24 protein-coding genes are annotated in these 25,791 nt (G+C 50.3%); 10 read left to right on the top strand and 14 right to left on the bottom strand.

Annotated features, from left to right (window positions below; translation table 11 throughout):
- Positions 1–131: 131 nt before the first annotated feature.
- The 7 genes from UNDYM_RS14290 to UNDYM_RS14260 form a co-directional block, all read right to left on the bottom strand.
- Positions 132–497: a helix-hairpin-helix domain-containing protein gene (locus UNDYM_RS14290; protein WP_162041636.1), complete on the bottom strand. Its 366-nt coding sequence runs from the start codon at positions 495–497 to the stop codon at positions 132–134.
- Positions 498–585: 88 nt separating this feature from the next.
- Entirely contained in the window at positions 586–1,428 is an 843-nt protein-coding gene (locus tag UNDYM_RS30320; protein WP_197741900.1) for a peptidylprolyl isomerase, read from the bottom strand.
- A 107-nt stretch (positions 1,429–1,535) separates the two neighbouring features.
- A complete protein-coding gene (gene glp / locus UNDYM_RS14280) occupies positions 1,536–2,837 on the bottom strand; it encodes a gephyrin-like molybdotransferase Glp (RefSeq protein ID WP_162041635.1) in 1,302 nt (433 codons plus the stop codon).
- Position 2,838: 1 nt separating this feature from the next.
- The gene (gene mobA, locus UNDYM_RS14275) at positions 2,839–3,474 is read right to left on the bottom strand and encodes a molybdenum cofactor guanylyltransferase MobA (RefSeq protein WP_162041634.1); all 636 of its coding nucleotides are present in this window, start codon (positions 3,472–3,474) and stop codon (positions 2,839–2,841) included.
- Positions 3,475–3,505: 31 nt separating this feature from the next.
- Positions 3,506–4,633 carry a GTP 3',8-cyclase MoaA gene (gene moaA / locus UNDYM_RS14270; protein WP_162041633.1) on the bottom strand — a complete coding sequence of 376 codons (1,128 nt, stop codon included), beginning with the start codon at positions 4,631–4,633 and terminating at the stop codon, positions 3,506–3,508.
- An 84-nt stretch (positions 4,634–4,717) separates the two neighbouring features.
- Positions 4,718–6,025, bottom strand: coding sequence for a chromate efflux transporter (gene chrA / locus UNDYM_RS14265; RefSeq protein ID WP_162041632.1), 1,308 nt, complete (start codon positions 6,023–6,025; stop codon positions 4,718–4,720).
- Positions 6,026–6,183: 158 nt separating this feature from the next.
- Positions 6,184–9,162: an Rne/Rng family ribonuclease gene (locus UNDYM_RS14260; RefSeq protein ID WP_162041631.1), complete on the bottom strand. Its 2,979-nt coding sequence runs from the start codon at positions 9,160–9,162 to the stop codon at positions 6,184–6,186.
- A gap of 640 nt (positions 9,163–9,802) precedes the next feature.
- Here UNDYM_RS14260 and UNDYM_RS14255 point away from each other — a divergent pair.
- From UNDYM_RS14255 to ccoS, 7 genes are all read left to right on the top strand, one after another.
- Positions 9,803–10,810 carry an RluA family pseudouridine synthase gene (locus UNDYM_RS14255; protein WP_162041630.1) on the top strand — a complete coding sequence of 336 codons (1,008 nt, stop codon included), beginning with the start codon at positions 9,803–9,805 and terminating at the stop codon, positions 10,808–10,810.
- A 101-nt stretch (positions 10,811–10,911) separates the two neighbouring features.
- Positions 10,912–11,571, top strand: a complete 660-nt coding sequence (locus UNDYM_RS14250; RefSeq protein WP_162041629.1) for an HAD-IIIA family hydrolase — start codon at positions 10,912–10,914, stop codon at positions 11,569–11,571.
- Between the two features lie 27 nt (positions 11,572–11,598).
- Positions 11,599–11,964: a Rieske (2Fe-2S) protein gene (locus tag UNDYM_RS14245; RefSeq protein ID WP_162041628.1), complete on the top strand. Its 366-nt coding sequence runs from the start codon at positions 11,599–11,601 to the stop codon at positions 11,962–11,964.
- A gap of 14 nt (positions 11,965–11,978) precedes the next feature.
- Complete coding sequence (locus UNDYM_RS14240) at positions 11,979–12,962, top strand: S49 family peptidase (protein ID WP_162041627.1); 984 nt, start codon at positions 11,979–11,981, stop codon at positions 12,960–12,962.
- Positions 12,963–13,414: 452 nt separating this feature from the next.
- On the top strand, positions 13,415–13,657 hold the full coding sequence (locus UNDYM_RS31090; RefSeq protein WP_162059171.1) for a heavy metal translocating P-type ATPase metal-binding domain-containing protein: 243 nt from the start codon (positions 13,415–13,417) through the stop codon (positions 13,655–13,657).
- 4 nt (positions 13,658–13,661) lie between these two features.
- A complete protein-coding gene (locus UNDYM_RS14230) occupies positions 13,662–15,908 on the top strand; it encodes a cation-translocating P-type ATPase (RefSeq protein ID WP_162041625.1) in 2,247 nt (748 codons plus the stop codon).
- Positions 15,909–15,931: 23 nt separating this feature from the next.
- The gene (ccoS, locus tag UNDYM_RS14225) at positions 15,932–16,075 is read left to right on the top strand and encodes a cbb3-type cytochrome oxidase assembly protein CcoS (protein ID WP_162041624.1); all 144 of its coding nucleotides are present in this window, start codon (positions 15,932–15,934) and stop codon (positions 16,073–16,075) included.
- Between the two features lie 14 nt (positions 16,076–16,089).
- Here ccoS and mnmH read toward each other — a convergent pair whose 3' ends face one another.
- Positions 16,090–17,172, bottom strand: a complete 1,083-nt coding sequence (gene mnmH, locus UNDYM_RS14220; protein ID WP_162041623.1) for a tRNA 2-selenouridine(34) synthase MnmH — start codon at positions 17,170–17,172, stop codon at positions 16,090–16,092.
- A gap of 4 nt (positions 17,173–17,176) precedes the next feature.
- Positions 17,177–17,782: an arylesterase gene (locus UNDYM_RS14215; protein WP_370529485.1), complete on the bottom strand. Its 606-nt coding sequence runs from the start codon at positions 17,780–17,782 to the stop codon at positions 17,177–17,179.
- Between the two features lie 76 nt (positions 17,783–17,858).
- Between UNDYM_RS14215 and UNDYM_RS14210 the strand changes: the two genes are divergently transcribed.
- The gene (locus UNDYM_RS14210; protein ID WP_162041622.1) at positions 17,859–18,551 is read left to right on the top strand and encodes an ABC transporter ATP-binding protein; all 693 of its coding nucleotides are present in this window, start codon (positions 17,859–17,861) and stop codon (positions 18,549–18,551) included.
- Between the two features lie 35 nt (positions 18,552–18,586).
- On the opposite strand, the gene UNDYM_RS14205 is transcribed toward UNDYM_RS14210, so the two are convergent.
- The 5 genes from UNDYM_RS14205 to UNDYM_RS14185 all read right to left on the bottom strand — a co-directional run bounded on the left by UNDYM_RS14205 (position 18,587) and on the right by UNDYM_RS14185 (position 22,938).
- Positions 18,587–19,372 (bottom strand): UDP-2,3-diacylglucosamine diphosphatase, encoded by a 786-nt coding sequence (locus UNDYM_RS14205; RefSeq protein WP_162041621.1) that lies wholly within the window; start codon positions 19,370–19,372, stop codon positions 18,587–18,589.
- A 27-nt stretch (positions 19,373–19,399) separates the two neighbouring features.
- Entirely contained in the window at positions 19,400–19,888 is a 489-nt protein-coding gene (locus UNDYM_RS14200; RefSeq protein WP_162041620.1) for a peptidylprolyl isomerase, read from the bottom strand.
- 35 nt (positions 19,889–19,923) lie between these two features.
- Positions 19,924–20,595: a peptidylprolyl isomerase gene (locus UNDYM_RS14195; protein WP_162041619.1), complete on the bottom strand. Its 672-nt coding sequence runs from the start codon at positions 20,593–20,595 to the stop codon at positions 19,924–19,926.
- Between the two features lie 52 nt (positions 20,596–20,647).
- Positions 20,648–21,802: a murein L,D-transpeptidase family protein gene (locus tag UNDYM_RS14190; protein WP_162041618.1), complete on the bottom strand. Its 1,155-nt coding sequence runs from the start codon at positions 21,800–21,802 to the stop codon at positions 20,648–20,650.
- A 113-nt stretch (positions 21,803–21,915) separates the two neighbouring features.
- Entirely contained in the window at positions 21,916–22,938 is a 1,023-nt protein-coding gene (locus tag UNDYM_RS14185; RefSeq protein ID WP_162041617.1) for a tetratricopeptide repeat protein, read from the bottom strand.
- Between the two features lie 489 nt (positions 22,939–23,427).
- On the opposite strand from UNDYM_RS14185, the gene UNDYM_RS14180 reads away from it, so the two are divergent.
- Both UNDYM_RS14180 and tilS read left to right on the top strand, forming a co-directional pair.
- Positions 23,428–24,402: an acetyl-CoA carboxylase carboxyltransferase subunit alpha gene (locus tag UNDYM_RS14180; protein ID WP_162041616.1), complete on the top strand. Its 975-nt coding sequence runs from the start codon at positions 23,428–23,430 to the stop codon at positions 24,400–24,402.
- Positions 24,399–25,790: a tRNA lysidine(34) synthetase TilS gene (gene tilS, locus UNDYM_RS14175; RefSeq protein WP_162041615.1), complete on the top strand. Its 1,392-nt coding sequence runs from the start codon at positions 24,399–24,401 to the stop codon at positions 25,788–25,790. Before UNDYM_RS14180 ends, tilS begins: the two co-directional genes overlap by 4 nt.
- Position 25,791: the final 1 nt, after the last annotated feature.

Below are 25,791 nucleotides of genomic sequence, written 5' to 3'. Positions count from 1 at the left end.
CTGCTTGACATAGAACCTCACTGTCACGGCAAAGTGCTACACGATCAAGGGCAAGCTATTCAGTGTTATTGAGTGCTAATTTATGCAATGTCTGTAAACAGATTTTACAGACACTGCATGGGGCTACATGATTATTTTTTCTCAGCAGTTTTTTGTTTGGCGATCACCATATCTTTTATACCGTTATAAACATCTTCGGTTAATATTTTTTTGCTAAGCAATTCATCCTTACCTTTGTAAGGACGCCCCTTGATAATTGCATCTGAGCGTACATCGCCAATTTTAGGCAGGGTCGCCAATTCTTTTTTTGTCGCGCTGTTCAAATCCAGAAGTTCGGTTTTGGCCGATGCTGAAGCCGATGCCGCCGCAGATGCAGACGTTGCCGCAACAGCAGCGCTAGCCGATGCTTTCTTGGATGCGTCGGCGGCAGATACACTGCCGATAGCCATGGTTGTCAGCGCGGTCGCCAACAGGATTGCTTGCCATTGTTTTTTCATCTTTACTCCATCCCAAAAAGTGAAACAGGAGCACGAGGCTCCTGTTTTTTACAAAGTTCATGAGCGCTGCTGAATGCAGCATAGCATGTTATTGTGTTTGTACCATCGAATTAATGAAGACTGGTGATACAGGTACATCAGACATGCCACCAGCTGTTGTAGTTGGCACGACATTGATTTTGTCCATGATATCCAGTCCAGTCACAATCTTGCCAAATACGGCATAACCTGTGCCAGCAGTCAGGCCATCAAAACCGGTATTGTCAGCGGCATTCAGGTAGAACTGGGCTGTAGCAGAGTTAGGGTCTGAGGTGCGTGCCATGGCGATGGTGCCGCGCAGGTTGCTCAAACCATTTGGCGTTTCCAGTTTGATGGCTGGCAGTGTTGTCGGTTGTTGCAAATCAGACGTGAAGCCACCACCCTGGACGATAGCGCTCTTGATGACGCGATGGAATATTTTATTTACATAAAATCCATTTTCCACATAGTTCAGGAAATTATCGACAGTAATAGGTGCTCTGCCAGGATTGAGCTCGATGACTATCGTGCCCATGCTGGTTGTCATCGTGACTTGTGGTTGTGCTGGCAGCGTCAGGTTGACCAGGCCGGAGAAAAGAGTCGTGCCATTTGCCGCTGTAATGGAGTAAGTCGTTGAGCCAACGCCAACCAGTTTGCAGGACAATACACGCTGGGTAGCCGTGCCACCTGGCAATTCTGTAATAGTCAGACAGGCGGGGATGCTGGCGTTATAGCCCTTGTCCAGATTTTGGCCGGTAATCGTGAAATTGGTCACCTTGCGGTAGACGACCTGATCCGTTGTGACTTTTGTCACGGATGGAATAACGGCAGCCGTGTCTGACTTGGACCCGCCGCAGCCGCTAAGTAATACGATAGATGCACAGGCACCCAAGAGCCATGATGTCGCTTTCAAACTGTTCTCCAAAAGTAAGTAAATGGCAGTATTTTACTTTGCTTATCCCTATTTTTATCGTCAAGCCGTAAGCTGTTACGATTTCTATACAATTGTGACTGTATCTTTTAGATAAGACCTGCAAATGGCAGCACGCTGAGCTTTTCGCCAGCAGCTATATTGCCTTGCTCATGATGCAGGATAATCATGCAATTGGCTTCTGACATGGAGCGCAAAATGCCGGAGCCCTGTGAGCCGGTAATGCTGACACCGAGCTCGCCATCCTCACGTATGGATAATATGCCGCGCTGGTATTCTGTGCGCCCTGGCCGTTTGCGTATATCTGCATTCGATTTGACGCTGAACATGGGTAAGGGTGTTATTTCTGCTCCGCCCATTTGCTGCAAAGCCTGGCGCGCAAAAAAATAAAAAGAAACCATGACGGCAACCGGGTTACCCGGCAGGCCAAACAGGTAGGCAGTTTTGCCTGCCGACGCGATTTTGCCAAAAGCCATGGGGCGGCCAGGTCGCATGGCGATGCTCCAGAAGGCAACTTCGCCCAGCCTGTTCATCAACTGGCGGGTATGGTCAGCATCGCCAACAGAGACGCCTCCTGAAGTGATGATGGCATCGGCATTTTCACAGGCACTGCGCATCGCTGCTTCAAGTGCGTCGGGATTATCCTGAACCACGCCCATATCCAGCACCTCACAACCCATGCGCACCAGCATGCCATACAGGGTGTAGCGATTACTGTCATACACACAACCGCTTTCCAGTGTTTCGCCCAAAGAGCGCAATTCATCACCAGTAGAAAAAATAGCCACCCGCAATCGTCTCTGGACGCTGACTTCGGGGATGCCCAGAGAGGCAAGCAGTCCAAGGTCGGCTGGTGTCAGTATCTTGCCTTTATGCAGGGCGATTGTGCCCATGGCCAGATCTTCACCTTTGAGGCGGCGATTGTCGCCTGCGCGCAAACTGCCTGCGCTTATTCTGATTTCTTCATCGCTGATTTTTGTCGTGAATTCCTGCGGGACTACCGTATCGCAAGCCGCAGGCATGAGTGCGCCTGTCATGATGCGCACACATTCTCCGGGCTCGACTGTACTGGTAAACTCTGCGCCTGCCAGGACAGTAGCTGTGACCTTCAGTTTCAGTTCTTCGCTGTCTGTTATATCTTCGCCCCGTAAGGCATAGCCATCCATGGCTGAGTTGTCGTGGGCTGGCACGTTAATGGGGGAAATGATGTCAATAGCCAGTACATGCCCCAAGGCCTGTCGTACGGTGAGTTTTTCCATTCCGCAGACGGGCTGGACATAGGCACGCATGATATCTTGCGCCTGTTGGACTGTAAGGGCATTGGGATTGTAATCAGACATGCATCCGGTGATGTCTTGGAGCGTGCTGGCGGAGCCTGGGGCGGTATTCATATCAGTTTTCAAGTTCCCGTAATTCTTCCAGTGTATTGATATTCCTGAATGCTGCCTTGTCTTCAAACAAGACTTCGCTTATTCGCAGGCAGGCATGCCAGGCCTGCATTTTGCGTCCGCCATTCTCAAGATAAGCTGTCAATCTGGGCAGTACACTGGTTTTCATGAGCGCAAAAACAGGATGAATTTGTTTTTGCAGAATACCGTCGTGGTTTTCCAAAGTCGTGGCTACGGCGAGGTCTGCATTGTGCTGTAGCAATGCAGACGACAGGCGTTCAGCCAGATCGGCTGGCAAAAATGGCGAATCGCAGGGGGCGCAAAGCAAATAGGGTGTTGTGCAATGTAGCAGGCCAGTCTGTATTCCTGCCAGTGGACCAGCAAAACCTTGCATATAATCAGCATGGACTGGGAAACCAAATTCCTTATAAATGTCAGGATTCTGGTTGGCACTGATCATGACAGTTGCCGTTTGTGCGGCCAGTCTTTGAGTGACATGCGCGGCCATGGGTTTGTCGTGCAGGCATTGCAGGCCTTTATCTACTTCACCCATGCGCGTGCCGCGGCCACCTGCCAGTACCAGGCCGGTGATGAGTTTTCTGTCCAGGGGGAGGCTAGAATTTGACACGAAAATCGACATGCTGGCATCTAAAGTACTTATGATACTGTTATCAGCCGCCTATGTAAGACATTTCTATCTTCTTTCGTTGTTGGCCAGCAGTATTCTGGCTGCGCAATTCGGAGTAGCGGTCAGTGCGTTGTTGCCAGATATGGGCAATGACATTCGCAATTGCCAGGTCCGGGAGTTGCTGAGGATCGCGCAACAGGCTGCGCAAATCATGTCCGTGGCTGGCAAACAGGCAGGTGTAAAGCTTGCCTTCAGTTGAGAGCCTGGCCCTGCTGCAGTCGCGGCAAAAAGCCCCGGTTACGCTGGAAATGAATCCCAGTTCCCCCTGACCATCCTGACTTTTTGCATGACGCCAGCGTGTGGCTGTTTCACCTGCATAGTTGGCATCCAGGGCAAGCAAGGGCATACCGGCATCCTGTATGCGTTGCACGACTTGCGAGGAAGGGATGACTTCATCGAGTTTCCAGCCGTTGGATGCTCCTACGTCCATATACTCTATGAACCTGAGGATATGTGGCGTGTCTCTGAAATAGCGGGCCATGGGCACGATTTCATGGTCATTCAAGCCTGCCTTGACGACCATATTGACCTTCACAGGTCCCAGACCGGCGGCTTCTGCTGCGGCTATGCCTTCCAGCACTTCATTAACGGAAAAATCGACGTCATTCATGCGCTGGAAAATGGCATTGTCCAATGCGTCCAGTGACACGGTCACCCGCGTCAGACCTGCATCTTTCAGGCTTTGTGCCTTGCGTGCCAGCAATGAGCCATTGGTTGTCAGTGTCAGATCAAGCGGCTTGTCATCGACAGTGCGTAGCCTGGCCAGCATTTCTATGAGGCGTTCCAGATGTTTGCGCAATAAGGGTTCGCCACCGGTCAGGCGTATTTTCCTGACGCCGTGTGCAACAAATATGCTGGCGACACGGGTAATTTCTTCAAAACTCAGCAGGGATTTATGAGGCAGGTATTGGTAGTCTTTATCAAAGACCTCTTTGGGCATGCAGTAAACACAGCGGAAATTGCAGCGGTCTGTGACGGAAATGCGCAGGTCATGCAAGGGGCGTGACAAGGCATCCTGCAATTGACCATCGGGTGTTGTTAATACTTCTGGAACAGACAATGCAGGGCGGAAGCGTGTTAGTGCTGATAGCGGAATAAATTTTTCCGTCATGGCTGGCGCAGGTAAATTTTGTACTTAATAAAGAACAATAGCACGACTTGGAATCTCATGTGACCGCGCGGAATTTTATTAAATTTAAGCCAACAAAAACAAGATATATCCCGCGCAGGAACAGGCGGCCAGCAGTTTGACAGTTGATAGCTTGAATTTGAAAACTGCAATACTGGCAAGGGCAGTGAGTATGATGGCTTGTATATCCAGGCTTGCCGCATCTTTGAAAAAGACATGGCTGGCAAATAACCAGGCCAGGCTGGCTATGACGCCAACTACTGCTGCTGAAATGGCATTTAGAGGCGCATTCAAATGTAAATTATTCCGGCTGGATTCAACCAGTGGGCCACCTGCCAGAATGAAAATAAAAGAAGGCAGGAAAGTAAAAAAACAGGCAACGCCAGCTGCCAGGCTCGCCGCCAATAATAGATGATCTCCTCCTAAAAATGCCTGGTTCCAGCCGCCAATAAAACCGACAAAAGCCACGATCATGATCAAGGGGCCTGGTGTGGTCTCACCCAGAGCCAGGCCATCCATCATTTGTGCGGTGCTCAACCAGTGATATTGCTCAACTGCTGCCTGCACCATATACGGTAGTACCGCATAGGCACCGCCAAAACTGAGCATGGCTGCCTTGGTAAAAAAACTGGCCATATCAGTCAAGGGGTGGGGCAGGCCAAAACTGAATGCCAGCAACAGCCACACTGCGATAGCTAGCAGCATCCCCAGGCTTAAGGTGATGAAGAGTTTTAACCAGGAAAAGCGGGCGTGCACGGGTGTGGGCGTGTTGTCATCAATGATGGCGGGCAGATGCTGATGTGTGGTGTGATCTGAGGGTGATTTTACGGGATTGCAGTGTTTGCGAAATATCAGGCCGATACATGCGGCTGCCACGATCACGAGAGGGAAGGGGAGATGTAACAAGGCGATTGCAACAAAGGCGGCCATGGCGACCGCAATCAATACACTGCTCTTCAGGGTGCGTTGCGCGATGCGCCAGGCCGCAGCCAGAACAATCGCGACTACCGCAGGTTTGATGCCGCTCATGATTGCTTGAACTGCAGTATTGTCACCTGCAGCCATGTATATCCAGGACAGCAGGGTTAATATCAGAAGTCCGGGCAAGACAAATAGCAGGCCAGCCATGATGCCACCCCTGGTCTTGTGCATGAGCCAGCCTATGTAAATGGCAAGTTGCGTCGCCTCAGGCCCGGGTAAGAGCATGCAGTAATTCAAGGCATGTAAAAAACGTGCTTCGGATATCCAGCGACGCTTTTCCACAAGTTCTGCATGCATTAGCGCAATTTGCCCCGCTGGTCCGCCAAAACTGATGAATCCCAGCTTGAGCCAGTACAGGAATGCAGTTTTCAGGGCGACTTCATGAGCAGGCAAAGTTTATGCTTTCTATATTTCACTGATTAACTGATAAATATGTTGCCAGTGGACCGCTGTTTATATGTTGATGCACACAAAAAAACCGGCAATCAGAAAGAAAGCCGGTTTTTTCTTGAGCCCGTGCAGAAGACTGTCCGGGGGATCATGTGCTCACATCAAGAGCGACGTGTTTCCACCATCACCAATGGCTCATCAGCAACAACTGGCAATGGTTTACGCTCGCGGGGAACGCGTACCGGTGCCACCAGTTTTTCTGCTTCCGCTTTGGCGGCCTGCAGTTTCACTGGGTCGGTGCTGGCCAATACCAATCCGGCGTCTTTCAGCATGCTATGCAGGGATTCCAAAGGCATGGTCGCATCCTGTGGTTTTGCTGCTGGCGTGCTGATTACCGGCGCTGTAACTACCTGAACCGGTGCTACTTCAACTGCAGCAACTTGAGGAATAACTTCTGCCGGAGCAGAGATGATTGCCTCAGTAACTGGAACTGGTTCAGTTGCGCTGACTGTTGTTGTAGCCTCAACTGCAGGAGCCGCCACCGGGCTTGCTTCTGCTGGAGCAGCCATTACGGGAGCTTCAGGAGCTGCAACAACTGCTGGTGTGCTGATGGCTTCCTGTGGTGCCGCAGCAGCTACGGTTGCTGCGACAGCAGGTGCCACTACTGCATCAGCCGCAGCCTTAGCCACATGGGCTGGGGCGTTGGTCGCTGGAGTTGGCTCAGGTGCCGCTGTGCTTACTGCTTCAGTAAAGGTCGCAGGCTGGCTGACTTCAGCAACATGGTTTGCCGCGTTGTCAGGCGCTGCTGGTGTCGCAACTGCGGGAGCGACCACTGAGCTCAGTGTAGCGACATCGCCGCCTGTATTGGCATCGACTATTTCGCTGCCGTCAATCGGCAATTCGCCTTGCTCATTGACTTGCTCGTTACCATCGCGGTCGCGGCGGTTGCGGTTGCGGCCACCACGACGACGACGGCGACGACGCTCTTCGCCTTGCTCGCTATTGTCGTTTTCTGCACCAGATTCCAGTGCTTCCAGCTGTGGAGCTGCTGGCATGACATCAACTGGTACTGGATCTACATGCTTGTGGATAGGTTCTTCCTTGCTTTCCTGAGCCTGGTTTTCCTTGCGCTCGTCGCGTTGACGTTGCTGGCGTTCGCGGCGAGTTTCCTGGGATTCCCGCTCTTCACGCGGTGGCTTAGGTGCTTTTGGCGGACGTGGATTTTCCGCGGCTACCGGTTTGACTGCTTCCTGCTCTGGCTTCTCAGCCTTTGCCGGGCGGTCTTCGCGCTCATCACGGTCACGGTTGCGGCGATTGCGGTTACGCTGGCTATTACTATTTCCATTGCGCGGTCCGCGGCCATTGCGGTCACGTTCGGCAGTTTTTTCTTCTGCTGGTTTTGGTGCTTCTACTTTGGCTGGCTCAGACTTGCCAAACAGGAAACCAAACAACTTGACGAAGAAGCCAGGTTCCGCCGGGGCTGCAACTGGTGCAACGACCACTGGGGCAACTTCCTTGCGTTCAACGATAGGTGCTGTTTCAGGCGTAATGCTCTTGACGACGGCTTCCTGACGTGGCTTGACGTCTTCTTTCTGACGTTTGCTGTAGCCAATGTCGGTATCGGCCTGCTCAGCCATGGCATAGCTGGCGTGGTGGTCTTCGAGGCGTGGATCATCTGTTTTCAGGCGATCCAGCTTGTAATGTGGGGTTTCCAGATGTTTGTTCGGGATCAGGATCACAGTCACGCGGTGGCGCGTTTCTATCTTCAGGATCTCACCACGTTTTTCATTCAGCAGGAAAGCGGCAACATCGACAGGTACCTGGACGTGGATTGCTGCTGAGTTTTCCTTCATGGCCTCTTCCTGGATGATGCGCAGGACTTGCAGGGCAGAGGACTCGGTGTCGCGGATATGGCCAGTGCCGTTGCAACGTGGGCAAGTCACATGGCTGCCTTCGGACAGGGAAGGGCGCAGGCGCTGGCGTGACAATTCCATCAGGCCAAAGCGGGAAATCTTGCCCATTTGCACACGTGCGCGGTCATAGCGCAGGGCATCTTTTAGGCGGGTTTCAACTTCGCGCTGGTTCTTGGCGTTTTCCATGTCGATAAAATCGATCACGATCAAACCACCCAAGTCACGCAGGCGCAATTGACGGGCTACTTCTTCAGCGGCTTCCAGATTGGTATTGAAAGCCGTCGTTTCGATATCGCCACCACGGGTGGAGCGGGCCGAGTTAACGTCAACTGACACCAAAGCTTCAGTGTGATCGATTACGATCGCGCCACCGGAAGGCAATGGTACGGTACGGGAATAGGCAGTTTCGATCTGGTGTTCGATCTGGAAACGTGAGAACAGCGGCACATCATCGCTATAACGTTTTACGCGATGCACCATATCTGGCATCACGTGGCTCATGAACTGCTGGGCCTGTTCGTAAATTTCATCGGTATCGATGAGGATTTCACCAATATCAGGCTGGAAATAGTCGCGGATGGCGCGGATCACCAGCGAAGATTCCTGATAAATCAGGAAAGCACCTGGGGAGGATTTGCCTGCGCCTTCAATCGCACGCCAGAGTTGCATCAGGTAATTCAAGTCCCATTGCAATTCATCGACATTGCGGCCTATGCCTGCAGTGCGGGCAATCACAGACATGCCGCCAGGCAAGTCCAGTTTGTCCATGGTTTCGCGCAATTCCTGACGGTCTTCACCTTCGACGCGGCGGGAAACACCACCACCACGCGGGTTGTTAGGCATCAAAACCAGGTAGCGGCCTGCCAGGGAAATGAACGAGGTCAGGGCAGCGCCCTTGTTGCCACGTTCTTCTTTTTCGACCTGGACCATGATTTCCTGGCCTTCGCGCAGCGCTTCTTTAATGGAAGCATTGCGTACGTCTACACCTTCTTTAAAGTAGGTGCGGGCGACTTCTTTGAAGGGGAGGAAACCGTGACGTTCTTCGCCGTAGTTGACGAAACAGGCTTCAAGGGAAGGCTCGATACGAGTGATCACGCCTTTGTAGATATTCGATTTGCGCAGTTCGCGGCCGGCAGTTTCGATATCTATGTCAATGAGCTTTTGCCCATTGACAATGGCAACGCGCAACTCTTCTTGCTGCGTCGCATTGAACAGCATACGTTTCATGTTTTTACTCCGTGACCTGGTGGTCATCTTGTGTTGCCATCCATTGAAGGGGCAACTGTACTGATACGGGATGTACGCGGGAGCGGAGTGTTTGAGGGGGAGGGAAATGCCTGAGACAAAACAGGGCGGAGTCTATATGGCCATGAAAAGCCAAGTAGAACTGATGTTATGGCAATATGGCCATCTGTTTTGCGTTGGGCGCGGATAATCAAGACAAATCAAGTTCGAGTGCACATGTCCCCCGCGTTGTCTGACCTGCTTATTGGTGAACAAGCAAGTACAACGCCAGGCGATGAGCAACTTTGGTGCCAGACCATCTTATTGTGTTGTGTCTGGCGGAATCGACCCTATTACCTCAATCATCAACTGGCAAGCTCACTGATTTAATATGTAAACCAGCGCCTCTTGCCAGACTAATATCCTTACAATTCAAACTCTCTGATCCAACTTCACTTATCTAAGCCCGATAACAACAATTGGCGGTTACCTTGACCTGTAAATGACGCTGCATACACATCTTTTCCATCAAATTTGCAAACAGGCGAGGCTTATGGACATGCCCCTGTGTAAAATAGGCGTTTATTCCTCTTACACTGCTTACAGCGTTAAATGCTGAAGCGAAAATGATTATATATTCAAAATGAAGGACTTAGCGACAAATAATAGGGGAGCACATCAAATTCAGATGGAAAAGCCTTCCCCTCAGCAGCCTTCGGCCTCCCAACCCAAAGTTCAGATGCTCACGATCTCGGAAGAAGAGGCTGGGCAGCGCATCGATAATTTCTTGCTGCGCATCTGTAAAGGCGTGCCAAAAAGTCACGTTTACCGTGTTTTGCGCTCTGGTGAAGTGCGTGTCAACAAAGGTCGCATAGACCAGTTATACCGTTTGGTGGAGGGGGATGTGGTCCGAGTGCCGCCAATCCGCATGGCAGAGGTCAGCGAGCAGGTCGTACCCAAACACGAATTCCCTATCCTCTTTGAAGATAATTATTTATTGATTATTAATAAACCGGCAGGAGTGGCGGTACACGGTGGCTCTGGTGTTAGTTATGGCGTGATTGAACAATTGCGCGCATCGAGGGCGGATGCCAAGTTTCTTGAGTTGGTGCACAGGCTGGACAGGGAAACCTCGGGCATACTCTTGCTGGCCAAAAAACGTAGTGCATTGACAAATTTGCATGAGCAAATGCGTGATGGTGTTACTGACAAGCGTTACCTGACCCTGGTGCATGGTGACTGGAAGAATACCCGCCAGCATGTCAAACTGGCTTTGCATAAATACACAACAGCCGAAGGTGAGCGCCGCGTGCGGGTGCAGGCCGATGGCATGGCTTCGCATACGGTATTTACTTTGCAAAAAAAATATCGCGATTTTGCCTTGCTCGAAGCCGAACTGAAAACCGGGCGCACCCATCAAATTCGCGTTCATTTGTCAGCCAGTGGTTTTGCTATTGCCGGCGATGATAAATATGGTGACTTTGCACTGAATCGTGCTTTGCTGAAGGCTGGTGAAGGGCGTGGTGCTCTGAAACGCATGTTCCTGCATGCCCATCAGATCAGCTTTGTTCATCCCGAAACCGGCAAGACCGTGACGGTGAATGCAGGCTTGCCCAAAGAATGCGAAGATTTTCTGAAAAGCCTGGCTTAGTAGCCTTGTCAGGAAAAGTCTTAATGGTTTAGTAATGGTATGATGCCGTTATTGATGAGAAACATGTCGCGCATGCTGATGCATGCGCGTTTATTGAATATATGGCAAAAAAGCAATTCGATTTAATTGTATTTGACTGGGACGGAACCTTGATGGACAGCACCGCTGCCATCGTCAAGTGTATGCAGTCCGCAGCGAAAGACCTTGGTTTGCCTGTCCCAAAAGAAGATATTGCATCGTATGTCATTGGATTGGCCTTGCCTGAAGCAATACAGGTCGCCATGCCGGGCATAGATCCCAAACTGTATCCAAGAGTGATAGAGCGGTTCCGTCACCATTTTCTGACCAGAGATCATGAATTGCCTTTATTTAAAGGCGTCAGGGAAATGCTGGCTGAATTAGCGCAGGAAGGTTATTTCCTCGCGGTGGCAACCGGTGCCAGCAGGGTTGGCCTGAGTCGCGCTTTGCACACCGCCAAACTGACCTCAATATTTGATGCAACCCGTTGTTCCGATGAGACATTTTCCAAGCCGCATCCCGCCATGTTGCAGGAATTGACGCGCGAACTGGGGCAGGATATGCGCCGCACTGTCATGATAGGTGACACCACCCATGACTTGCAGATGGCCAACAATGCCGGTGCTGCCGCGATTGCTGTTGAGTATGGTGCACACGACGTATTGGCCCTGAAAAACATGCAGCCTCTGTTTTCGGCAAAAGATGTGGCGCAGTTGCATGAATGGTTGCGTGAAAATGCCTGAAACACAAAAGGCAGATTAGAGGTAGAGATGACGGCAATTTCTGTATGTAAGTCAGATGAACTGATAGAAGGCGGCAAGGGCGTGCGCTTTCCTGTCACTGCGGGCAGTGACGATGCTGTGGGTTTTGTGATTCGCTATGATGGTGCAGTACATGGCTATTTGAACCGCTGCGCCCATGTGCCAGTGGAGCTGGACTGGAATCCGGGCGAATTCCTGGAGTCCAGCGGCCTATATATCATGTGCGCAACCCATGGCGCGATTTACCAGCCAGATACTGGCTATTGTACTGGCGGCCCTTGTCGCGGTGGTCGCCTGCGAAAAATTCATGTCAGTGAAGAAGAAGGGCAGATTTACTGGCATCCCGATGATTATATACAAGCTGTCATTGCCTGATTTCTGGAAAAAACATGGACGAGCAATTATCGAATTCGCCAGCGGTTGAAAGCGAAAAGAAAGAAGCGGGCTGGGAGCGTCAGTTGTTGGAGAAGCTGGCGACAGATTCCTTGCGTGAGCAGCGCCTGCGCCGACGTTGGAGTATCTTTTTCAGGTTTGCATTTTTATCGGTGATTATTTTCGCGTTCTACTATTTCAGCGATTATGCAAGTACCGAAATGGAAAATCTCGGGCATCACACCGCGCTGATAGAAATAGATGGCACCATAGAGTCCGAAGGCTCGGGCAGTGCGCACGCCGTAATACCAGCTCTGAACCGGGCATTTGCTGATCCGGGCTCGGTGGCAGTCGTTATTCGCATCAATAGCCCCGGCGGCAGCCCCGTGCAGGCTGGCATGATCAATGATGAAATGGGCAGGTTGCGCAAAGAATATCCAGAGAAAAAACTGTATGTCGTGGTAGATGAGATTTGTGCCTCAGGCGGCTATTACATTGCCGTGGCTGCAGATAAGATTTTCGTGAATAAAGCCAGCGTGGTTGGTTCTATAGGCGTGCTCATGGATGGCTTTGGCTTTACCGGTCTGATGGACAAGTTGGGTGTTGAGCGCCGTCTCATGACGGCAGGTGAAAACAAGGGTTTCATGGACCCGTTTTCACCACAGACAGAAAAGCAAAAAGCGTTTTCACAAACCATGCTCAATGAAATCCATCAGCAATTCATCGATACCGTACGTGCAGGCCGCGGTCAGCGTTTGAAAGAAACGCCGGAAATGTTTTCTGGCTTATTCTGGATAGGCAGCAAAGCGGTACAAATGGGATTGGCAGATGATTTTGGCTCTGTGGATTCTGTGGCACGCGATATCATCAAGGTAGAAAACATTGTTGATTACACCCAAAAAGAAGGTTTGCCTGAGCGTGTCCTGAAGAAATTTGGTGCTTCCATCGGTAGCAGTGCGGCAACTACCTTATTAAAAGGAAATACTCCCAGCATGCGCTAATTAGCTAATTTGTTTGGTTGATTTTGTTAATCCTGTTGGCTGCTTGCATAGTTATTTTTTTCTTCCACTCGTTATTGAGTTGGCATATATTAGGGGCGTAACTGGTTCAAAAGAAGGAGGTCGATATACAAAATATTTTTTGTATCCAAGGCGGAATGAATTTGAGCTCCGGTGTCTTGTGTGCCGGTTATTAATGAAGTGGATAGTCTACAATTTGTGAAGTGCCCATCCGTTTGAACGACGGACCTGAGGTTTCTAAGAACCCTCGCTAAGTTAGCAGCAATAATAGTAGCCACATAGCATCCATGAAGTAAAAAAAGAAACGGTAGTGCAACGCTACCGTTTTTTTATGCGCATTTTCCTCTGGGATACTTGATTTGAGTCAAGTATCATTGCTTTTCCTCCTGTAATATCAAGGCAGTTTCATCCTTCTACTCCTTTGATCAGTCATCATGGCATTTGTATTTTCATCTCTTTTTGAGACCATACTTTTCACCATAAAAGGAAGTGAGAAGATTGACTGTTTTCATTGCGGCGAAAAAATGCGCAAAAGCAATGCATTGACTACTCAGTTTGATGGCCGCGTGCAGCCAGTATGCTGCCATGGTTGCCTCGCGGTTTTACGTGCCGTGGAGCAAAACAAACTGGTGGATGAATATATGCAAAATAAAGTCGGCCAGGTCAGTGTCGGGTAAGTCTATGGCAAATTCAGGCAAGGCAGTGGCACCCCGGGATAGTGCAGATCAACAGCCGCAGCTTGTCAGTGAGAAATTGAACCTCTCAGGCATGCGCTGTGCTGCCTGCGTGCAATTGATAGAATTTCGCATCAGGCAACTGGGAGGGGTCGCATCTTTTAAAATCAATCCTGCAAGCCATCGTGCCGATATTTCCTGGGACAGCAATTTGCTGACGTTAAAACGTATCCTCGCTGCCATCAGCGATCTTGGATACGGTGCCTTACCTGCCAGTCAGTCTCCAGATGAACTGGAGCAAAAAGAAAACAAACGCGCCCTGTGGCGCCTGTTTATCGCCGGTTTTGCCATGATGCAGGTGATGATGTATGCCTTTCCTGCCTACATGGTGCCCGTGCCTCAGGTCGATGGTGACTTGACACCAGATGTCGATAAACTGCTCAAGCTGGCCAGCATGATCATTGCGGTACCTGTGATCGGATTCTCTGCCTTGCCTTTCTTTTCTTCTGCCTGGCGCGATTTGAAAAATCGCCACATAGGTATGGACGTGCCAGTTTCTCTGGGGATACTGCTGACTTTCTTTGCCAGTATCTGGGCAACTTTTCATGGTGGTGCCGTGTATTTTGATTCGGCCATCATGTTTGTTTTTCTCTTGTTGGGGGCACGCCTGATTGAATCAAAAGTGCAGAAACGCACTACCGCTGCATTGCGGATTTTGACGCAATTGTCACCTGCAATGGCGCAGCGATTTCTGGCCTATCCGCAGCAGGCGCTTGAGACTGTCGATGTATCTGCCTTGGAGGCAGGTGATTATTTGATGGTCGCTGCCGGCGAACATATTCCTGCAGATGGCGTGGTGATCAGCGGTGACAGCAGTTGTGATGAAGCCTTGATGACGGGTGAGTCTTTGCCGGTCACTAAAACCAAGGGCAGCCATGTGCTGGCGGGCTCAGTGAATATTCACGGTGCTCTGGTGATGCAGGCAAAAGAAGTGGGTGGAGCGACGCAATTGTCGGCATTGATAGGCATGATGGAATCCGCATCGCTGGAAAAACCGCCACTGGTTTTGCTGGCTGACAAACATGCCAGCCGCTTTTTGATCATCATCCTTTTGCTGGCGTTTGTGAGTGGCATAGTCTGGTGGCAGATAGATGCTGACCGTGCCTTGTGGATAGCCATCAGCATCATTGTCGTGACCTGCCCCTGCGCCTTGTCCCTCGCAACGCCGGGTGTCATGTCGGCTGCCATCGGTATTCTGGCAAAAAATGGTGTATTGATGGCGAAATCAAAAGCCATACAAGCCATGGCGAATGCCACCCATATCGTCTTTGATAAAACTGGTACATTGACCATGGGCAAATTGCAGGTCATGGAAATGCTAAATACAGATGAAGAGGGCGGGAGCGTCGCAATTGCGATGGCGTTGTCCTGCCAGTCTGCGCATCCTGTAGCCCGGGCGATAGCTGACTACCTTGCGCAAAATGCTGTGCCTCAGGATATTGTTGACCTGGTTAACGTCAGGGAAGTCCCCGGTGGTGGCATAGAAGCTGAATTCGAAGATGAAGTATATCGCCTCGGTAGTGTGGAGTTTGCCAGCGGCGTACATGCTCATGATATCTGTGTTCCTGAGCGCTTTACCGGGCGCACGCTGAGCGTGCTGGCGAGCAGGCGCGGTAATCTCATCTGGTTTGCACTCGACGACATATTGCGTGAAGATGCGGTAGAAGCGATCAGGAACCTGAAAGGCAAGGGCAAGAAAATCATGCTCCTGTCTGGCGACAGGAAAGATGTGGTCAATAAAATTGCTGAGCAATGCGATATTCAGGATGTATACTCAGGACTGAGCCCTTCAGGCAAACATGAGATTGTGCAAAAGCTCCAGACCAATGGCGCTACAGTAGTCATGGTTGGCGATGGCATGAATGATGGCCCGGTGCTGGCGCTGGCAGACGTGTCGGTGGCAATGGGACAGGGCGCACCTATTTCCCAATCACGCAGTGATGTATTGCTGATGTCGAATCGTCTGCTGGACCTGGATTTTGGCATGATGGTGGCTGCCAAGTCTTATAGACTGATACGGGAAAATCTTGCCTGGGCTGTGTTTTATAATCTGTTGGCCATACCGGCGGCCATGTGCGGCTGGCTTGAACCCTGGCATGCAGCCCTGGGTATGTCGCTGAGTTCGCTGATCGTTGTGTTAAATGCGCTGCGTCTTTATTTATTGCCGCAACCCGTGTATCTGATGCAGGACTGATAAAAAGACTGACACAGGAAATTATGGATATACTTTATTTGCTGATACCATTGAGTCTGGTGCTGGTGTTCGCCATAGGAGCGGTATTCTGGTGGGCAGTCAATCACCGCCAATTCGATGGCCTGGAAGATGAAGGGCAAAGAATTGTCGATGACGTTGATGGCTGAACCTGCGGCTATGCTTAAACGCCATTCATGCCTGGGTTTGCCAGAGGCAATATCTGGTGTGCAGATTCAAGAAAATCTGATTCGTTTATATCGTTTTGAACTACGCGCCTTGCGTTAGCATATCCCGCAAAGTTTCTTGCAATTGACTTGCTATAGGCAGGGTCATAATGTTGTTCCAGCAGTTCTTTGGCCAGCTCAGTGAGTTTGCCACATTCTGCCATTTGCCTCCAGCGGGAAATTTTTTCCTTGCCATGCAAAGGGGTCAGAAAGTCCAGTTGTTGCCCCAGGCTTTCTGCATTGCGTATGAAGTGCGCATATTCTTCCACCAATAGCCCTACACGTTTTTCCATGGGCAGGCAAAGTTGCACGCAGGACGAGGCGCGCATGGCATGCATAAGGCTCTCCGGCACCCTGAGTCTGCCAATTTTCTTGCTTTCTGCTTCAACGAAAATCATTTTTTGCTGATCAAATCGTTGTAGCTGCTCAAAAATCAGGCTCTCGAATTTTTTCTGCGAAGCTTGTGCTTGTCCAGGGATGTCACCCAACACTGAGCCGCGATGATTGGCCAGTTGTTCCAGATCCAGTACTTGTGCACCCAGCCTGGTGAGGGTGTGCAGACAACGGCTTTTACCGCTACCGGTCGGACCGCATAAAACTTGCCACTTGAATTGAGCGGGCATAGTGCTGATGCTTTGATTTACAAACTGTCGGTAGGCCTTGTAACCCCCATTCAGTTGTGTCACTGGCCAGCCGATTTTTGCAAAGATATGCGCCATGGAGCCACTGCGGTTGCCACCGCGCCAGCAATAAATCAATGGTTTCCAGTCGCGTGGTTTGTCCTGGAACAGGTTTTCTATGTGATGACCTATGTTTTTGGCTACCAGGGCCGCACCCAGGCGCTTGGCTTCAAATGAACCGACTTGCTTGTACATGGTGCCAACAACTATGCGCTCTTCATTGTTGAGTACCGGACAATTGATGGCACCAGTAATATGGTCTTCGGCAAACTCAGCCGGGCTGCGGACGTCGATAATGGTGTCAAACTTTGACCTTTGCTGGAATACCTCTGGAAAATCCAGTAGTTCGGGATATTTCATGGTGTCATTTGCCGAGCAATGGCAGCAAATGCGGCCAGACATTATTGAGTATGGCCGGGTGTGCTTCTGCAATCGGGTGGATGCGGTCAGGCTGGAACAGGCTTTCTTTTTCTGCTATGCCTTCCAGCAGAAATGGGACTAAGGCAATCTTGTTGGCTTTCGCGAGTTTTCCATACATGGAAAAGAAGCGTTCAGAATAATCTGGCCCATAATTGGGCGGTATCCTCATTCCTGCCAACAAAACTTTACTATGCTGCGCCTTCACCATTTCTATCATGGCCTTGAAATTATCTTCAGAGGCCTTAAGTGATAGACCACGCAGGGCATCATTTCCACCAAGCTCGATGATAACGACATCTGGATGATGCTTTTCTAGCAGAGTGCCTAACCTGGCTTTGCCGCCACTGGTGGTGTCACCACTGATGCTGGCGTTGATGACTGTGGCAGGTATTTTTTTTTGCTGCAATCCTTGTTCCAGTAGTGTTACCCAGCCTTTGCCGCGTGCCAGGCCATATTCGGCTGATAAACTGTCGCCGAGCACGAGTATGGTTTTTGATGCAGAATAAGCAGGTAATGTAGTGAATGTGAATACAGCAAAGACGGCAAACATCACAAACATCAGGGCTTGTTTTGATAGCCTGCTGACGTGACCTGATAATTGAGAAAATAGCATACGCAAAGACCTTATGGAATCAAACAAAGCGGCAATAGAAGTAAAGCACCTGAGCAAGCGTGTAGCAGACGCCACGGGCGAGCTCAGTATCCTGAATGGTATAGATTTTACCGCGCAAGCCGGGCAGACGCTTGCAATTGTTGGCGCTTCTGGTTCCGGTAAATCTACCCTGCTGGGCATCCTGGCTGGTCTGGATACGCCAACAGAAGGTAAGGTCTTGCTAGATGGCGTGGATATTTTTGATTTGACCGAGGATGGCAGGGCACAATTTCGCAAGGAAAATCTGGGTTTTGTATTCCAGTCCTTTCAGTTACTGATGCACCTGAATGCGCTGGAAAATGTCATGCTGCCGCTGGAATTGAGGGGCGACAAGCAGGCACGTGCCAAGGCAGAAAAAATGCTGGAGCATGTCGGACTCGGTTCCCGTCTCAGGCATTATCCCAAGTTTTTATCCGGTGGTGAACAGCAAAGGGTGGCTCTGGCGCGCGCTTTTGTGACCGAGCCACCTTTACTGTTCGCTGATGAGCCTACCGGCAGCTTGGATGCTGCCACTGGCGAAGCGATTATCAACCTGATGTTTACATTGAACCGAGAGCGTGGCTCTACCCTGGTGCTGGTCACGCATGATCTGTCGATTGCAGCGAGATGCGGCAGGGTGCTGACCATCAGTGCGGGTCATTTGCGCTCGGACACTTTAAACGCCTGATGGCTTAGGATTTATCTAAGCATTTATGTAAAGATTTATTTCGGGGTTCCATCCCAGTTATAAGTCTTGATGCTGCCATCGCTGTAAGCTGCGAGCCAGCCGCCTCGCTTGTCCTGGTCCTCACAATCCCAGTCCGGCAATACATATCGGTTTTTTTCACCGCTATTATGTATGGCTGGCCTGTGGGTGTGGCCATGTATCATGGTGCTGGTGCCAGTGTGCTGGAACAGCGCTGCGATGGCATCTGCATTCACATCCATGATGGCGACAGATTTTTGTTTTTGTTCCATCTTGCTTTCGGTGCGCAAGCCTTCAATGATTTTCTTGCGCTGATCAAGCGGCATCGCCAGGAAAGTCTTTTGCCACTCCACTTGCCTGACTTGCTCACGAAATTTCATGTAAGCGTGGTCATCTGTGCACTGTGCGTCGCCATGCGCAATCACTACTTTTTCCCCGGCCAAATCAATAACAGTGGGGTCTTCCAATAACACTGCACCAGTCGCTGCAGAAAAATCGCGGCCTATCAAAAAGTCACGGTTACCTGCTATCCAGTACAGTTGCACGCCCTGATCATGCACTTTGCGCAGGGCATGGACTATGGATGCATTATAGGGATCGTCGATATTGTCGTCGCCTACCCAGTATTCAAACAAGTCTCCCAGCAAATACAGGGCCTTGGCTTGCACTGCGTGTTTTTCAAGAAAGCTCAGGAACGCCACTGTGGTGAGGGGCAGGGCAGGATTTAAGTGTGTGTCAGAAACAAAAAGCGCAACCAGTTCAGGTTGCGCTTTTGTCTGATTCGCGTTGTGGTCTGCGATCATGAAATAGGGTAATGAGAACGTAGGCGATTAAACGATCTGTGTTTTTTCGATCACGACGTTTTCTACCGGTACGTCCTGGAACATGCCAGTGCGTGTAGTTTTAACGCCTTTGATTTTATCAACAACATCTGTGCCTTCGACGACTTTGCCAAATACGCAGTAACCCCAGCCGTCCTGACCTGGATAGTCAAGGAAGCTGTTGTTTGCCGTGTTGATGAAGAACTGTGCAGAAGCAGAGTGCGGGTCGCCAGTACGTGCCATGGCCAATGCATAACGCTCGTTTTTCAAGCCATTCTTGGCTTCATTTTCGATAGGCGCATTGGTGGATTTTTGGTTCATGCCTGGCTCAAAACCGCCGCCTTGTATCATGAAACCGTCAATCACGCGATGGAAAATCGTGCCGTTGTAGTGACCAGATTCAACATAGGCCAGGAAATTGGCAACAGTTTTTGGAGCTTTTTCTTCGTTCAGTTCAATCTTGATGTCACCGAAGTTGGTGGTCAGAATAACGGCCATGATAGTCCTTCATTTTAAAAAGTTTAGTGATTTGTTTATTTTAACAAGGTAGCGGATTGGATGATAACTGGTTTGTTTGGTACATTTTGCATCATTTTAGCTTCACCAGTTTCTACCACTTTAATTTTTTCTACGACTTCCATGCCCTTGATGACTTTGCCAAAGGGCGTATAGCCAGCAGTCATCGCCAGTGCTCGGGCGCGTCGTTCCGTGACAGTGTTACCACGGTACTGGAATTCGACCGGATCACCTTCAGGCAAGACCTGGTGATTCAGGAAGTCATTATCTTTAACATTGATAAAAAACTGCGCGCTGGCAGAGTTAGGGTCTTGCGTACGGGCCATGGCAACTACACCCAGGTCATTTTTCAAGCCATGTTCCAGTGCTTCGCGTGCTTCCAGCGGTACCGGTTTATTTGTCGGCTTCTCTTTCATGTCCTTGTCATAACCGCCGCCCTGTATCATGAAGTTATCAATGACGCGATGAAAAATCGTTCCTTTGTAGTGTCCGCTTTTGACATACTTGAGAAAATTATCCACTGTTTTTGGGGCTGCTTCCGGGTAGAGCTCAATGACGATTTCGCCCATATTGGTTTTCAGGGAAACTTTAGGTTGCCCTTCGGCAAAACTAAAAGCGCTCGCCATCATCAGGCAGGTGCCCAGCAATACACTGCTCAATCCGGATTTTGAAATTTTCATATTCAGCATACGTTATAGGTTGATGAATTAAATAGTAGCAAATAGGTCAAATCGACAAGGCTCACACCGTTGTTTCGTAAATTATGCGCCATCTGGCAGCTTCTTTCATCCAGTACTGACGCTTACGAACAGCCGCTTTGCTTTTCCCATTGCTGGTTTCCTGGGTAAAGGTGCTGACTATCAGCTCATCTTTGCCGGGATAGCGGAAATGGGTGACGTCTTTTAATTTAATAGCAGGATTATGCCAGTTATCCCAACTTTGCTGCTGTTTGGGAAACCAGGTATTCAGATTATCGCCCTGAGTGGTTTTGAAATTGCGTGAATAGTTTGTCAGAATGCGGTTGGCATTCTGGCTTTGCATGTCCAGGCGCCAGTCATCCAGCAGTTTTTCGGCAAAGTTTCTGTCCAATATCCATTTATTGCGGCTGACAAATTCTACTTGCTCACTGATGATGACGGGTGTTTTACCTATATCGACCATGGACGAGATTTTTAAAAAATCCGGATTCGTCAACACCACGCAGCCATCAGATGCCAGCGGAGGGCGGCTGAAGCTCTCTGGTGGCATGCCATGCAACCAGATGCCGGAGCCATTGCGGCCATTGAACTTGTCCCATTCATTTGGATAATTCAAGGGCAGGGCGCCGGGGCCATAAAAGCTTGGCAGTTTGGTGCCAGCCAGGCGGCTGGTAATGTAATACACGCCTATAGGTGTTTTTTGATCACCTTCTTTGAGCTTGTTGATGCCAAACTTGCCCTGGCTGATGTAGAAGTCATTGATCAGACGGGGCTGCCCTGCCGCATTCTCATACACATATAAGCGCGATTTTTTTGCGTCGACGACGATGGCCTGTTTCTGGTCTTCCCGCAGTTGCAGGATGGCTCTGGGGATCAGGTCGGGAGCGGGGCGTTCACGGTAAGAGCGTATGCGCGCCGCAGCCTCATCTCTCAAGTCTTTCAGTTTATCAGGCTGGGTCAGGGCACCGACACCAAAACTGCGTACCGGGCGGGTGTGCATCAGCAGCAGGTCGCCCTGTATCAGGTGTGCCAACTGGAAGTGCGGGTAGGCTTCTACCAGCGCATCAATCTTGGTTTGCGCCTGTTGCAGATTATTTGCCGCCAAGTTTTTGTAAACCTCGATTAACAGGGCATCTGGATCAGGGGCATTCGGATTAATCTCGGCCGGAGCAACTTTATTGGGGCGTGACTTGGCCATGACTTGCAGCGGCGTAACCAGGTACGCCAGGCATGTCAGTGCAAGAACAGCAAAAATGCGTGATTTTCCGGCTGCGCATGTGGCCGGAGCATCAGAATTGACAGCGAAAAACATTAGCTACCCGCACGCTCCTGTTTGATCTGCCACTTGCCATCTTGCTTCACCATGTGCAAGGTTTTGCGGCTGTTGGCAGTCAACTGGTCAGATGTATATATCTGGCGGAACTTGACTGTCGCAGTATTGCCATCGACATCAATTTTGGCGGACTCAATTTTGACGTTGATACGGCCTTTGCCTTCTATCCTGTTGCGGCGTTCTTCCGCCCAGGCTTTATAGGATTCGCCCTTGGGTGTCTGGAAGTCTTTTGCATAATGCCCCAGATAGGCATTGGTGTCTTTGCTGCTCCAGGCCTTGGCCCAGTTCTCTACGGCTTTGAGCACATCGTCTTCTGATTTGTCGCCAGAAGCAGTGGCCGCAGGTGCCGGTTTGGATTTTGGTTCTGGCTTGGCTGTTTCTGTCTCGGGTTTTGCAGTCGCGACTGTGGCAGCGCTGGTCTTTGCCGGGGTGGCTGTGCTGGCAGCCGCCTGGGATGCCATGGCAGTTTTAGGATTGGTGCCACCGGTAGTATTGCCCACCAGATTTTTGACCAGGGTCAGTTTTAACTTGGCAGTATTATTGCCGGCATCAAGTTGCAGGGCCTTGTCATAGGCCTGGCTCGCCAGTTTTGCGTACACATCACCGAGGTTTTCGTGGGCAGTGCCATAAGTCGGGTTGGTCCTGATGGCCATTTCAAGGGCCGCGCGGGCCTTGTCATATTGACCTGACGAGGCATACAGGACGGCCAGGTTGTTGTAAGGCTCGGGCAATTCCGGGTAATCGTCAGTCAATTTTGAGAAAACAGTGATGGCTTCAGCGGATTTATTCTGTTCTGTCAGTATCAATCCCTTCAGAAAACGCATCTGCGCGTCCTTGGGGCGCTGCGCCAGGGCAGCCTCGACTTTTTGCAAGGCCTCGCTTACCTGACCAGATCTGAGTAATTTGCCAACGTCGGCAGCATCATCTGCCCTGACATGCGCGGACATCAACAGCAATGACAGGCTGGATAGGGTAAGAACATTCTTTAAAATCTGGCGCATGGTGTTCGGTCTTGGATTTATAGGAGTTTGGCAGAACATGTAAGCTGCAATGGTATACTGACTTTTAAGCAAAGCGCCATCTTATCAAATAAGTTGCTGGCTATGGGCGTTTGACAATTACTTTGACAAGGAAGCAGCACTTTGGTCTCTCTTTATTTTCCGGTTGCATCAGATTTTATGGTTTTCTGCTTGTTGCAGGGCGAATGTTGCCAATGAATTTAACTGATTCAGGCGTTTTTTAAGAGGGGTTTTGGCAGCCTTTACCCGGACAAAAAGTGCTGAACACTGGACAGCGAGACCAGTTTTGATATCTAATCTGCTCCGTCAGGACAATATGTCCAATATGCAGGCTTGTGAATTTTGCAAAAGATCATCTAAATGGTTCTTTTGTACGCTTGGCAAAGCGACACTTTATTCAATTAAACATTGCGCCCGCGCCAAAATGAAATTGGATTTTTTTATCAACTCGTGTGATGTTAAGGAGGCACGATGACTAAAACGACATTTTTAAATTTTGAACAATCAATTGCAGAACTGGAAACAAAAATAGAAGAGCTGCGTTTTGTTCAGGATGATTCCGCAGTCGATATTTCTGAAGAAATAGACAGACTGTCGAAGAAAAGCCAGATGTTGACGAAGGATATTTACGCCAAGTTGACCCCATGGCAAGTGTCGCAGATTTCCCGCCATCCCCAGCGTCCATATACCATGGACTACATCAACCAGATGTTTACTGACTTCCATGAGTTGCATGGCGACCGCAGCTTTTCTGATGACCAGTCCATCGTTGGTGGTCTGGCCAGGTTTAATGGTCAGGCATGTATGGTTATGGGCCATCAAAAAGGTCGTGACACCAAAGAGCGCGCCCTGCGCAATTTTGGTATGCCCAAGCCCGAAGGCTATCGCAAGGCCATGCGCCTGATGAAGCTGGCTGAGAAATTTGATATCCCAGTATTCACCTTTGTAGATACTACAGGTGCCTGGCCAGGTATAGATGCGGAAGAGCGCGGCCAGTCAGAGGCTATCGGCCACAACCTGTATGTTATGGCAGAGCTTAAAGTGCCACTGATTACGACGATTATTGGTGAGGGTGGTTCTGGTGGTGCGCTGGCGCTGGCGGTTGGCGATGCCGTTTTGATGTTGCAATATGCGACTTACTCCGTCATTTCCCCTGAAGGTTGTGCCTCCATCCTGTGGAAGACATCTGACCGTGCCTCTGATGCTGCCGAAGCGTTGGGCTTGACTGCCCACAGGCTCAAAGCCATGGGCCTGATAGACAAGATCATCAATGAACCTCTGGGTGGAGCCCACAGGGATCCAAAACAAATGTGTGCACTGGTAAAACGTGCTTTGGCTGATACCCTGCGTCAGTTCCAGGGCGTCAAAACCAAGGACTTGCTGGCAGCACGTCATGAAAAATTAATGAGCTATGGCAAGTTTAAGGAAACGAAACTTGCTGAATGAGGCCAGATCAACATTGCTCCAGTCTTGAGCAAACATTCTCAAAAAAACTCGATGCCATTATTGCTGATTGCTGTGAAGGAAATCTGCAAAATGGCCTCGCTGTAGGCTATAGCGGCGGCCTGGATTCTACGGTCTTGCTTGACCTGGCCATCAATTATTGCCATCGTGCCAAAATCTCACTGCATGCTTTTCACATCCATCATGGTTTGAGCCCGAACGCAGATGCCTGGCTAGATCATTGCCGGGCTATATGCGTTTCAGGTGAAGTCGGCTTTCATGCTCAACGTATTCAGGTTGCCCGCGACAGCGGTGATGGTGTCGAGGCTTCTGCTCGCAAGGGGCGCTATGAAGCTTTGGGGCGAATGGCGAAAGATACAGGCATCCCCTTGATTCTGGCAGCCCATCATCAGGACGATCAGGCAGAAACCCTGTTATTGCAATTGCTGCGTGGCAGCGGAGTGGCCGGCATGTCAGGCATGGATGCATGTCATCGTGCGCCTAATCTGTTTGGTCATGACCAGGTCATGCTGGGGCGGCCATTGTTGTCTGAAAAGCGGGCAACGCTGGAGGCCTATGCAAGTCAGCGAGGCCTGCGTTATATAGAAGATGAATCAAATACTGACCAGCGCTATCTGCGCAATGCCATACGCCATAGCGTCATGCCGGTACTTGACACCCTGTCACCGGGTTATTCTGAGCGCATTGCCCGTTCGGCTATGCATTTCCAGGCTGCGCAAGATTTGATGCTTGAAGTCGCTCAGCAGGATTTCGCCAGTTGCTCTACTGATGCTGGACTGGGCATTGCTGCCATGCGTGCGTTGAGTCCTGCGCGCAGGGATAATTTGTTCCGTTACTGGTTTTCAAGGGCTGGCGTACGCATGCCTACGACTTCACGTCTGAAGGAAATGCAAAGCCAGCTATTTGAGGGGCGTGAAGATGCGCGTATTACGGTACACCACGATACTGTCGCCATACATCGCTATAAAAACATCGTCTATTTGTCTGCGCAAAATACGAGAGTGTCAGAGCAAGACCAGTTGCGGGAGTTTGTCTGGGAAGGGCAGGATCATATCCATTTCCCAGCGTTTGCTGGCCGTTTGTATTTTGATGCGGCTGAGCATGGGCTGGATGTCTCCTGGCTAAAGCAGCAGTCGTTGACCATGCATTTGCGCAGGGGAGGAGAGCGCCTTAAACTTGCCGAAAACCGGCCTACCCGCGACATGAAGAGCCATTTTCAGTCCTTGCAGATACCTTTCTGGCAAAGGGAGCGCCTGCCTTATGTTTCTGTTGGTCGCGAATTATTATTTGCCGCCGGAGTTGGTATGCAGAGTCGGTTTTGCCAGGATGGCTTGGCCGCCTGCATTTCCTTGCGCTGGGTTTTTGATTAAA

The sequence above is a fragment of the Undibacterium sp. YM2 genome (genome assembly GCF_009937975.1).
Taxonomy (GTDB): Bacteria; Pseudomonadota; Gammaproteobacteria; order Burkholderiales; family Burkholderiaceae_D; genus Undibacterium.
Note: the sequence above shows the minus strand (reverse complement) of the source record. Positions and strands in the feature narration are given on the sequence as shown.

Excerpts from the sequence above, each read along its gene's own strand:
- UNDYM_RS14195 (WP_162041619.1), bottom strand. The coding sequence starts at position 20,595 with ATGCTGAATATGAAAATTTCAAAATCCGGATTGAGCAGTGTATTGCTG.
- UNDYM_RS14230 (WP_162041625.1), top strand. The coding sequence starts at position 13,662 with ATGGCAAATTCAGGCAAGGCAGTGGCACCCCGGGATAGTGCAGATCAA.
- UNDYM_RS14290 (WP_162041636.1), bottom strand. The coding sequence starts at position 497 with ATGAAAAAACAATGGCAAGCAATCCTGTTGGCGACCGCGCTGACAACC.
- mobA (WP_162041634.1), bottom strand. The coding sequence starts at position 3,474 with ATGTCGATTTTCGTGTCAAATTCTAGCCTCCCCCTGGACAGAAAACTC.
- UNDYM_RS14240 (WP_162041627.1), top strand. The coding sequence starts at position 11,979 with ATGGACGAGCAATTATCGAATTCGCCAGCGGTTGAAAGCGAAAAGAAA.
- UNDYM_RS14250 (WP_162041629.1), top strand. The coding sequence starts at position 10,912 with ATGGCAAAAAAGCAATTCGATTTAATTGTATTTGACTGGGACGGAACC.
- moaA (WP_162041633.1), bottom strand. The coding sequence starts at position 4,633 with ATGACGGAAAAATTTATTCCGCTATCAGCACTAACACGCTTCCGCCCT.
- UNDYM_RS14245 (WP_162041628.1), top strand. The coding sequence starts at position 11,599 with ATGACGGCAATTTCTGTATGTAAGTCAGATGAACTGATAGAAGGCGGC.
- UNDYM_RS14255 (WP_162041630.1), top strand. The coding sequence starts at position 9,803 with ATGAAGGACTTAGCGACAAATAATAGGGGAGCACATCAAATTCAGATG.
- glp (WP_162041635.1), bottom strand. The coding sequence starts at position 2,837 with ATGAATACCGCCCCAGGCTCCGCCAGCACGCTCCAAGACATCACCGGA.
- UNDYM_RS14180 (WP_162041616.1), top strand. The coding sequence starts at position 23,428 with ATGACTAAAACGACATTTTTAAATTTTGAACAATCAATTGCAGAACTG.
- UNDYM_RS31090 (WP_162059171.1), top strand. The coding sequence starts at position 13,415 with ATGGCATTTGTATTTTCATCTCTTTTTGAGACCATACTTTTCACCATA.
- tilS (WP_162041615.1), top strand. The coding sequence starts at position 24,399 with ATGAGGCCAGATCAACATTGCTCCAGTCTTGAGCAAACATTCTCAAAA.
- UNDYM_RS14210 (WP_162041622.1), top strand. The coding sequence starts at position 17,859 with ATGGAATCAAACAAAGCGGCAATAGAAGTAAAGCACCTGAGCAAGCGT.
- UNDYM_RS14185 (WP_162041617.1), bottom strand. The coding sequence starts at position 22,938 with ATGCGCCAGATTTTAAAGAATGTTCTTACCCTATCCAGCCTGTCATTG.
- UNDYM_RS14215 (WP_370529485.1), bottom strand. The coding sequence starts at position 17,782 with ATGTTTGCCGTCTTTGCTGTATTCACATTCACTACATTACCTGCTTAT.
- UNDYM_RS14190 (WP_162041618.1), bottom strand. The coding sequence starts at position 21,802 with ATGGCCAAGTCACGCCCCAATAAAGTTGCTCCGGCCGAGATTAATCCG.
- UNDYM_RS14200 (WP_162041620.1), bottom strand. The coding sequence starts at position 19,888 with ATGGCCGTTATTCTGACCACCAACTTCGGTGACATCAAGATTGAACTG.
- ccoS (WP_162041624.1), top strand. The coding sequence starts at position 15,932 with ATGGATATACTTTATTTGCTGATACCATTGAGTCTGGTGCTGGTGTTC.
- UNDYM_RS14205 (WP_162041621.1), bottom strand. The coding sequence starts at position 19,372 with ATGATCGCAGACCACAACGCGAATCAGACAAAAGCGCAACCTGAACTG.
- mnmH (WP_162041623.1), bottom strand. The coding sequence starts at position 17,172 with ATGAAATATCCCGAACTACTGGATTTTCCAGAGGTATTCCAGCAAAGG.
- UNDYM_RS14260 (WP_162041631.1), bottom strand. The coding sequence starts at position 9,162 with ATGAAACGTATGCTGTTCAATGCGACGCAGCAAGAAGAGTTGCGCGTT.